Here is a 9,904-nt window from a genome sequence, read left to right as displayed (position 1 = left end):
TCGAAATTCACGTACATATGTTCGTTTTCTCCTATATTATACCAAACATACGTTCTGTTTTCAACGAAAACCGCCAATTTGTTATCTATTATTTTCCTGCAATCCTTTATATCAATCTGTCCTTACTTGCTCCCTTACTTGCTCCCTTAAATGCCCCTGTTCTCTAGGCTCCTCACGCCCTCTCGTCCTCTTCGCATCCCCCCCTTAACCCTGAACAAAAGGGATAATCATGAAAAGATGTCACAACAGAGTATAGGGCAAGAGTAACGAACAACGAGTGATGAGCCACAGATAGTTGGGACAGGTGATTGGAACGGGCGAACAGCAACGAACAACGGGTACTGGGCAAAGAGCAATTGCAACGAACGGCGGTTAACGGGCGATGGGTAATGGACAACCGGTAATGACAATAAGTAATGACGATAGGCAATGGGCAAGAAAAAAAGACCGCCAGGGCAGCCCTGGCGGCAACAATATATAGGAATAAGAGGAAGGAACTACAATTAGATCATTAAGCAAGTATCCACAACCAATGTATGAATCAAACTTCCGGTGTCCCGTAAGTTTCAAACCAACCTTTGATGGTATCGAAATCCTTAGTGAAGGAAAGCGAGAGCAGAAGCAGTACCCGTGCCTGCTGAGGGCTCAGATTATCACCAGAGATAATCCCTTCACCGCTGCTGTACACACTGCCCGATCCGGTGCGCGTCGTCGATACGAAGATAACGCCCTTCTCAATGGCTTCCCTGCGGGCTGCACTCATGTCTCGCGAGATGCCGCCTGCACCGGTTCCAGCGGTTACGATACCTTGTGCTCCGTCAGCTACAAAGCCTCGAATCGCGCCGCCGCCAGCTTCCTGATAGGAAACGGCGATCTCCACCTTGGCCAGATCCTCTTTGGAGATTTTCGACAAGTCGAAGACCGGTTTACCTTCTCCCTCAGGGAGTGTCACACGTTTTGGAGCGCGATAGATGCGGATGGTCTTCTCATCAACATATCCGATAGCACCCAGCATTGGAGTCTGGAAAGTGTCCATACGGTTAGCATCGGTTTTCGTCACACCGCGAGCAGGATGAATCGTGTCATTCAGCATGAGCACCGTTCCGAACGATTCTGTCCGTCCGCTGGCAGCCAGCTTGATCGCGTTGTACAGATTGGCCTGGGCATCGGAGCCCACCACCGTCCATGGTCTCATGGCGCCTGTAATAACTACCGGTTTGTCGCTCTGAACGGTGAGATCCAGGAAATACGCGATCTCCTCCATCGTGTCCGTGCCTGTCGTGACCACTACGCTGTCATACACTTCGAGCGCTTTGTCAACCGTCAACGATAAGTCGTACAGGTCATTAAACGTATAGGAGCCTGATCCAGCGTTGCCGAATTGGAGCGTGCTGACGTCCGCCATTTTATCCTTGTCCGGAAGCTCATTCACCATGTCTTCAATCGCCAGCGTACCCGCCCTGTAGGTCTGGAAACTGGTAGCATCCGTCGATTGCCCCGCAATCGTTCCGCCGGTGCCAATGACGAGCACGTTTGGACGCTGGGACTGCTTGAAGGCATCCAATAGCGGAGGAATGGTCGTATTCCGAACCGGGCCTGCTGGTGCCGGAGGCGCTACTACGGTTGCTGTTCCCTTCACTTCCGTTACGGTTGCGGCCTGTGCCGTGTAAGCCCCAACAGGGGACACCGAGATCATCAATGCCGCCAAGGCTGCCGTGCTCCATACGGCCAGAGGATGTTTTGTGCTTTTCTTCATGTACGCTCACTCCTTGATGTTATGTAAGTTTTTATTACGCGAAAACCGGTATGAATGTAAATTCATTGTATTTAACGTCAGTTATTATGACAAACTTGACATCGACAAGGGAATCCGCTTTCAAATTAAGAATATTAGAGATATCCCATTATTTTCATTCGTTTTTGAGTATATATAAGAAAAAGTTGGCAATGTCATTCCCAGTAATCTTAGTTTATCTACCGAACCATTATGTTATAAAACATTACATAAATGCGGAGGGCGCTATGGGGATCGCGAGCTTGAGACACACACAAGCCACCTCATGTTACAAAAACACCACCGGGAGCACCCAGTTTCACAAATGAGTGGCACTCTCCGGTGGTGTACGTTATGTTCTTCGATCGTCATAATATGGGAAGGACCCCGACTTGCATCCCGCTATCTCGGGAAGCGTGCTCCAATATCTGTCCCTGCCGGCGTTCCTGCACCTTTCAGGCTGCTGCTGCCGGTCAGCTGCAGGAAGCCGCCAATGACGGGAGCGCCGTTAGCATCGCGGCTGACCGTTGGGATCAGGCTGATAAAATCCGATGCGGTTACCTTCAGGTTTTTGGCATTCTGACTGCCTTTCGTATTGTGCCACCACAGGTTGGAACCGTCGATATCCGTGCTGGTCGCGTACTTGTCGCTTGACGAGGCTTCGAACGATAGGTTATTCGCGAACAGATGCGTGCCTCTGTCAAAAGCGAAATTGCTGCCTGATCGGGTCCCGTTATTCCAGCTCGTATTGTTGGTCATCGTAATCGAACCCGGGTTGCTGTTGTAGGTGAATCCATGCTTCTTGTTGCCAAACGCCATATTGTTCTCGACAATATGGTTGACTGGAATATTCGAGCCGCCCAGCTTGAACCCGTTACCGTCGCTGTTGGAGGTGGAATGGCCGCCTTCGGTCGAACCGTTGTTGTATGCGATGCTGTTGCGGATAATGACAGGGTAGATGGCACCGGTGTCACTCTTGGTGTAAAGGTCCCAACCGTCATCGACATTATAGGCGGCAATGCACCCGTCGAACACGTTGCCTGGACCGGATGTCAGCTTGGCCGCAAAACCGTCGGCGTCCTCTCCGTCGTCCGGGTCATAGTTGTTATGGGAGTAAACATTAATAATTTCGTTGTAACTAGGCCACTCGTCGCGTGTGGCGGAAGAAGAATAGCGGGAAATTTGCAGACCGGTGTCTTTGTTATGATGGGTTTCCACATTTTCGATTCGATTGTAATTGCCACCGATAAATATGCCGTTATCCCCGGCCTCCTTAACCTCAATTCCTTGAACATGCCAATAGTGGCCGTTAATCTGGAGACCGCGGTTCATCGGATCGAACGCTTGGGCTGAGAAGTCCAGAACAGGCTTTTCACCGTTGTAGCCTACAATGCGTTTACGCGCTCCTTCCAGTCCGTTGTTGCCACGCTCGATCAACACCGTCTCGCTGAAGGCATAGGTGCCGCCGCGCATATAGATGGTCCGTCCGGGCTGAATGCGCGTAATGGCGGATGTCAGCGTGGTCGGTTGATTCAGGGTGCCGGGGTTACCCTCCTGTCCGTTCGGTGCCACAATAAGATCGCCTTCTGCAGGCTCTGGTGCCGGACCGGGATCCTGTGGATGACCCGGGTTAGGATTCGTGCCCGGATCAGGACTGCCAGGGTCTGGGTCTGGACCTGTACCTGGATCTGTTCCCGGATCGGGGGTGCCTGGGCTTGGTCCCGGCCCCGGATCTGTGCCTGGATTGCTGCCGCTATACACGTACAGATTATCGATGTATTGACCGATTGTCGGACTGTTCTGGGAATAGATCTTCAGGCGCTGCACCTGAGCTGCGGAGGTCGAAGCAAAGTTAGCCTGTTCCAGCTTCAGCTCACCGTTAACGTACGTATCAACCTTTTTAGTATCGGTATTCATCACGATATTGAAGCGGTACCATGTGTCCGGGGCAAAGTCGGTAACAAGCAGATGATGTGTACCGTTAACGGTTTGGGCTAGATGCCGTCCGCCGTCACGGGTCTGAATTTCGACGATCGTAGTTGAAGAGGACTCGGAAGCAGAGGAGAAAATCTTCATCGGACGAAGCGAGCTAGCACGCGCGTTTCCTTCGTGGTACCAATCAAATTGTACGGTTACCATGCCTGTGAGCGGCTGTTCCAGTTGGCGAATGAGCTGAGTTTGAGCAGAAGAAGAGCGATCCTCGATGTAAAGCGCGTGACCGCTGCGCTGGGGAGCAGCTGCTACCGTCACTTGATTGTGGGCGGTGGAAGGGCTTGGAGAGACGATATAGCCGCTTGGCGGCTGTCCGACAGGTTCGGAATCGAAATCGTCCTGCACTGCGTAGAGAATGTCAGCGCTTACATAATTCGTCGAGCCAAAGGCAGTCCAGGATCCCGTCTGAATTAGCAACAACAAACACAATAGCAGGGACAGCATCGTCACTTTCGGCCTTTTCCTTGTTCTTGGACAAGGGGGGTTACCTTCTGTCTTTAGCATCAGCATACCATCATCATCCTCCCGAACTTATAATATTGCACGCTCACCTCTTCCTACCGAGTATCATTACTTCATGTTATCGATGAAAGCGCCCCTTAAATTTACATAAATACCAGGATAACCACAATAATCATTATCTTAGATATTCTAAATTTTAAGCCGTTCAGGAACTGTGAGCAGCAACTTTACGTCCCAAATCCCCTTCTGCGCTTCGTCTACCGAGCTGGTCCAAAGAGGTATGGAATCTTTTCGGTGAGGCTTAGCGAAATAAAAAAAAGGGGCGGTTAATCCGCCCCGGCTGGGTACTCCATTGCATTCTCTTCGGTCTTCCAGTAGGTCATGATCTGGTCTTCGACGACATGATGCACATAAAACTCCTTGGCCACATCCCCGTCGAGCATGACCATGAGCTGAGCCCGCATCTGTCCGCTCGTCAGGCCCTCGATATCTACAGCGTTCACCTCGGAATCAAACCGGTACCCTTCCTCCGCAAAGTCATATCTCCATGCTGTGAAGCCCGGAAGCTTCTCAACAGCCGACGGTTCACCGAACATCGCTTGAATTTCAGCTGCTGGCTTGCCCAGAATCGGCTGCTCCTTCAGCGAATCGGCTGTGTACATGCCGGCATCATCATTTGAATTCTCCGGCACAGGTGTCCCGGCGTCCTCCGTTCCCGCTGTTTCCTTATCGCTTCCTTCCGAGTTGCCTTCCTTTGCTGGACCGTTATCGTCAGCTCCGTCCTCCGGCTCCGCCACTGCCGGATCATCGACTTCCCCACGCTCCGACTCTGGCAGCGTGATATCGATTCCCTGCTCGCCTCCTGGACCTCCAACCTCTTCAGCAGGCGCTTTGCCTTCCCCGCTGCAGCCACCCAATACCAATGCGCCGATCATGGCGATCACAATCCCAATTCCAATTCGTCTGTTCATATGGTTATGCTCCCTTCCATTCACCTTGTTTTATCGTAACACGTTCCCTGTCAATGTTCACTCATTTACTCTGATACTCTCCGACATTTACCTTGGTTACTGTGGCGGCGCTGAACCCGTAATATAAAACTCCTTCATCATATGATAAAATCTCGCTCCGTAACCTTCCGAAGCTTCAAGGAAATAATGCTGCTTCACGATGAAGCTGCCTCCCTGCTCGTTATCAAACACATAGTAACGGATCACCGGATCATCCCATTCCTGTCCGCCGCTGCCGCCAATGGCGCGCACTTCCCATCCCTGGACAGGCTCTTCAATCGATTGAGCCTCCAGTTTAGGATAATCCTTGAGCTCAGCCTGAAGCTGCTCAGCCACAGCTTGAGGGGCTTCATTCCGCTGGCTGATCTCCATGTACACTTCCGGATAGCGATCATCCTCCGGCTTCTCCTTCGGCTCGATCCGGTCTATCCCGTCTCCATGAATCATCTGGAACCAGCTTTCGTCAATGTAGACGACATAGTCACTGTTTGCCCCTTCATACAGCGAATTCTCGCTGCTCTCCGGCATTCCTTCTATTTCCTGCTGCACCTCCTTCTGAGGAGCGAACCACGCCTTCACCTGATCGAACCACGCCTGGACCGGCGCGCTCTGAAAATTCAGACCGACCCATATGGACGCCGCCACCGCCGTCGTCAGCAGAAGGAGTCCTGCACGTTTGCCAGCACGGGAGCGTCCGCGGCCCCTCCGTGTTCCGCGTGCTCTGAATGTTGGCTCCTTCGAGCCGGGAACGGCCGACTCCTTGCTATTCGCCTGACCATCCATCCGCTCTTCTTCAATGCGTCCCTTGATCGCTGTCCAAATTTCCTCTTTGTAGCGAAGGGCATCCTCTGTCCCTTTTTCCAAATCGTCTTTCAGCTGCTTGTCAATGTGTTCACGAGCCATGAAACTCCCCTCCTCTATTCAATACCCATTCCTTCAGCTTCTTCCTCGCCTGAAACAGCCTTGACTTCACCGTGTTCACATTCAGATCCATCAGCTCGGCGATATCCTTCTCCGCCAGGTCATTCAAGTATTTCAGGATGACGGGAATGCGATGCTTGTCATCCAGCTGCTGAACCATTTCATACACCTCGCCGTGGCGATCAAACTCGTAAGTGTCCGTCTCCGAAGGAAGATCCTTTTCCTCCGAAATTTCCGAGGGCACCATTCTGGCCTGCTTCTTTAAATAACGATTGCACTCATTATAGAGAATCCGATAAAACCAAGGCTCAAACGGTCTGTCCAGATCATAGGAGCCCAAATTGCGGTATACCCGGATAAACGTCTCCTGCACAACATCCGCGGCGCTCGCCGCACTGCCGGTAATCGCTGCTGCCGTACGGATCGCACGATCCGCATACAGCCGGTATAGCTGTTCAAACAACTCATCACTGTATTCCTGTTGTAATCGTACGATAAGGTCGTGTTCCAACCGTGCTGCCTCCTTTCCAATTGGCCAATCACTTACAATACCCGGCATGGAAACGAAAAGTTTTAATTTATTTTATTTTCTCATATTGTGGGGGCCATGCAAAAAATGGCTGGTGAAAAGCAGCCCCCGCGATCTAGCAGCACGAGCTCCTTGTCATGTGCCCCCTGCCTGCAGCAGCGCGGAACGGCTGCCAACAACAAAAAGGCGCCTTCTCCCGGGTGGTAGACCCGGCGAAGACGCCTTGCACATGCTTGCTCATAGGCTATTTCACGCTCGTTATTTCGACTCTGTCTTTACTTCATCCATCATTTTATCATTAAAGCCGAACATCCAGGTAAGGACAAAGGCCACCGCCATCGCGGTCAGATTGCATAGGATGTAAATCGGCAGCTGGCTGTTCAGATACAGCAGTGTGCCTGGAATCACCGTAATCGCCATGCCGGTCGCCGCCAGGTTGAAGATCGAGGCCATGAAGCCCCCGATGCCTCCGCCGATGAGCCCCATAATGAACGGCTTTACATAGCGCAGATTCACCCCGAATATCGCAGGCTCCGATATGCCGAGAAATGCGGAGAACGAGGACGGCAGAGATAATGCTTTCAGCTTCTTGTTTCTCGTTTTCATGCCGACAGCCAGACAAGCTGCGCCCTGTGCCGCCATAGCACTGGTGACAATGGCATTAAACGGATTGCGCCCTGTCTGCTCCAGCAGCTGGATTTCCAGGAAATTAAAGATATGATGAACTCCCGTTACAACAATGATCTGATTAAAGAAGCCGATCAACAGTCCCGCGATACCAAACGGAAGATCAAGGAGGTAGATGATCGCACTCAGAATGACATCTTCAAGCGAATGGAAGATCGGACCGATCGCGAACAGACCGAGCAGGATCATGACCAGTAATGTGACAAACGGAGTAATAATCAAATCGATCGCATCAGGAATGCGCTTTCTTAGGAAGCGTTCGAACTTCGCTCCGAGCAGCCCCATGAAGAACGCGGGCAATACCGACCCCTGATAGCCAACCACCGGGATAAAACCGAACATGATCAGTGCTTCTTCAGACCCGTTGGCTACGTTGTAGGCATTGGGCAAGGCCGGATTGACAAGCATCAGGCCAAGCACGATGCCCAGCACCGGGCTGCCCCCGAACACTCTGAAAGTTGACCAGGCCACCAGGGCAGGCAAAAACGCAAATGCCGTGTCCGTCAGCACCTGGGTGAACATGAGAAAGTTAGCCGAAATATCGTCCGGCGCCATCCCGAACCAGGCGAGCACCGTCTCCTGGGTCAGCAGCCCTCGAAGTCCCATGAACAGCCCCGTCGCCACCAATACCGGAATGATCGGGACGAACACGTCACCAAACGTGCGGATCGCGCGCTGAAGCACGTTGCCTGATTTTTTGGCCTCGGATTTCAGCTCTTCGGTACTGGTGCTCTCCAGCCCGAGTTTCTCCACAGCTTCAAAGATTTGATTGACGGTACCGGTACCGAAGATGATCTGATACTGACCGGCGTTGAAAAAAGCCCCTTTTACCTTGTCGATATTCTCAACCTTCTTCTGGTCGATCTTCTGCTGATCGTGAACCATAATGCGAAGCCGGGTTGCACAATGCGCGAAGGAGGCGATATTCTCCCTGCCGCCGATGGCTTCAATGACCTGTTTAGCAATCTCCTGGTTGCTTGCTGCCATGCTCATTCATTCCCTTCCATATCATTTACGGCCCGCGCCACGTCCCATTGGACGACCTTCAGACGGGCACTGCCGTTATTGGCAAAAAAGCGAATTTCTGTACTGTCCGGATGTGGAAAGATCCGGCTTGTAAACACCTCTTCCCCATCATTCACAAACAGTTCCACCGAGGAGGTGTCCACAAACAGATGGAGCTTGAGGCGCTTCGCCTCCAGCCTGCATGAGCGGGTCGAGCCGTGCGTGCTGTCAATCATCGCCCCGGCCTCCGAACGGTCAAGCGTTAACGTTCGCCGGACCGTGTCATAATGAATGACGGTCCGCTCCGCCCCCGCCGCCCGGAATTCGATTCCTACTGCTTCCGCATCGATCTCATCGAACTCGCCGATAAGCTCAAATGCAGTGCCGCTGACACCTGCATAAGACTTTTTCTCATTGGTTATAGTGTCCTGAACCTCACGCTGCTCTCTTCTCAGCTTACCCAGCTCCTCAACCGGCTGTTGCACTAGCTTGCCGCCTCGAAGCTCCAGCGTTCTCGGAATGGTCAGGCAATGTGCCCAGCCATGCGCATCCGTCGGATAACCGATCTCCGCCTGCCCCAACCAGCCGACGAGGATACGGCGTCCTCGTTCATCCACCATGGTCTGCGGCGCATAGAAATCAAAGCCCCTGTCCAACTCCTGAAAGGCGCCATGCTCAAACACCAGCGTCTCCCGGTCCAGCGGCTGACCGGTCAGGTAGCCGGATTGATAAATATTTCTGAACTGTTCTCCTTCTGGCGCAATGCCCTGCGGACAGAACAGCAGGACTCCCTGACCATCCAGTTCAAAATAATCCGGACATTCCCACATGTAGCCAAAATGCTTCAGCTTCGTCTGGATCTCCCCGACGAACTGCCATTCCAGAAGATCCAGAGACTCATACATTACGGCGGTTCCCGTAGCGTCCACCCGCTGAGCACCGATCACGCACCGATACCTATCCTTATCCTTCCACACCTTCGGATCGCGAAAGTGCTCGGTGTACCCCTCCGGCACATGGTCAATGAGCGGCTCGGCCAGCTTGGTCACTGTCCCATTCGCATCCATCACAGCCATGCACTGATAGGAGCGCCTGTTCCAGTTCCGGTCCCTGGCATTGCCCGTGTACATCAGATACAGCTGGTCATCCTTTACGATGCCGCTTCCTGAATAAGCCCCATACTGATCATACGGCTCCTTCGGCTCGATGGCGATGCCGGCATTGCGCCAGAAGACCAGGTCCTTCGATGCCGTGTGGTACCAATATTTAAGCCCGTGGTAGGCGCCCAGCGGGAACCATTGATAGAACAGGTGATACTCACCTGCGTAATAAGCAAATCCGTTCGGGTCGTTCAATAGGCCGGTAATCGGCTGAATGTGATACGTCTGCCTCCAGACGCTATCCCTCACCTTCTTCCTCAAGTCCGATATTTCTTCGGGAGAAGCCTGTTCCAGGCGGCGGTATTTCTGTTCTCTGTTCATATCCTTCTCCTTACTGAATGAGTTGTGGCGGCACGAAACACCA

6 protein-coding genes and 1 pseudogene are annotated in these 9,904 nt (G+C 52.5%); all 7 read right to left on the bottom strand.

What is annotated here, in order from left to right:
- Positions 1-541: 541 nt before the first annotated feature.
- The gene (locus tag CHH75_RS22820; protein WP_095264547.1) at positions 542-1,756 is read right to left on the bottom strand and encodes an asparaginase; all 1,215 of its coding nucleotides are present in this window, start codon (positions 1,754-1,756) and stop codon (positions 542-544) included.
- 420 nt (positions 1,757-2,176) lie between these two features.
- A pseudogene (locus CHH75_RS25425) lies at positions 2,177-3,364 on the bottom strand (right-handed parallel beta-helix repeat-containing protein); the annotation flags it as partial.
- 1,190 nt (positions 3,365-4,554) lie between these two features.
- On the bottom strand, positions 4,555-5,199 hold the full coding sequence (locus CHH75_RS22805) for a hypothetical protein (protein WP_095399231.1): 645 nt from the start codon (positions 5,197-5,199) through the stop codon (positions 4,555-4,557).
- A 96-nt stretch (positions 5,200-5,295) separates the two neighbouring features.
- Positions 5,296-6,141 carry a hypothetical protein gene (locus CHH75_RS22800; RefSeq protein WP_095399230.1) on the bottom strand — a complete coding sequence of 282 codons (846 nt, stop codon included), beginning with the start codon at positions 6,139-6,141 and terminating at the stop codon, positions 5,296-5,298.
- Entirely contained in the window at positions 6,131-6,670 is a 540-nt protein-coding gene (locus CHH75_RS22795; protein ID WP_095399229.1) for an RNA polymerase sigma factor, read from the bottom strand. The genes CHH75_RS22800 and CHH75_RS22795 overlap by 11 nt, the downstream gene beginning before the upstream one ends.
- Before the next feature lie 276 nt (positions 6,671-6,946).
- Positions 6,947-8,368, bottom strand: a complete 1,422-nt coding sequence (locus CHH75_RS22790) for a sucrose-specific PTS transporter subunit IIBC (RefSeq protein WP_095264542.1) — start codon at positions 8,366-8,368, stop codon at positions 6,947-6,949.
- Complete coding sequence (locus CHH75_RS22785) at positions 8,365-9,861, bottom strand: glycoside hydrolase family 32 protein (RefSeq protein ID WP_095264541.1); 1,497 nt, start codon at positions 9,859-9,861, stop codon at positions 8,365-8,367. The genes CHH75_RS22790 and CHH75_RS22785 overlap by 4 nt, the downstream gene beginning before the upstream one ends.
- Positions 9,862-9,904 lie beyond the last annotated feature (43 nt).

Source organism: Paenibacillus sp. 7541, from assembly GCF_002276395.1.
In the GTDB taxonomy this organism is placed as follows: Bacteria; Bacillota; Bacilli; order Paenibacillales; family Paenibacillaceae; genus Paenibacillus_AQ; species Paenibacillus_AQ campinasensis.
This window is presented reverse-complemented; position numbering and strand designations above follow the sequence as displayed.

What these genes read in the sequence shown, in the direction of transcription:
- CHH75_RS22820 (WP_095264547.1), bottom strand. Translation starts at nt 1,756, where the DNA reads ATGAAGAAAAGCACAAAACATCCTCTGGCCGTATGGAGCACGGCAGCC.
- CHH75_RS22805 (WP_095399231.1), bottom strand. Translation starts at nt 5,199, where the DNA reads ATGAACAGACGAATTGGAATTGGGATTGTGATCGCCATGATCGGCGCA.
- CHH75_RS22800 (WP_095399230.1), bottom strand. Translation starts at nt 6,141, where the DNA reads ATGGCTCGTGAACACATTGACAAGCAGCTGAAAGACGATTTGGAAAAA.
- CHH75_RS22790 (WP_095264542.1), bottom strand. Translation starts at nt 8,368, where the DNA reads ATGAGCATGGCAGCAAGCAACCAGGAGATTGCTAAACAGGTCATTGAA.
- CHH75_RS22785 (WP_095264541.1), bottom strand. Translation starts at nt 9,861, where the DNA reads ATGAACAGAGAACAGAAATACCGCCGCCTGGAACAGGCTTCTCCCGAA.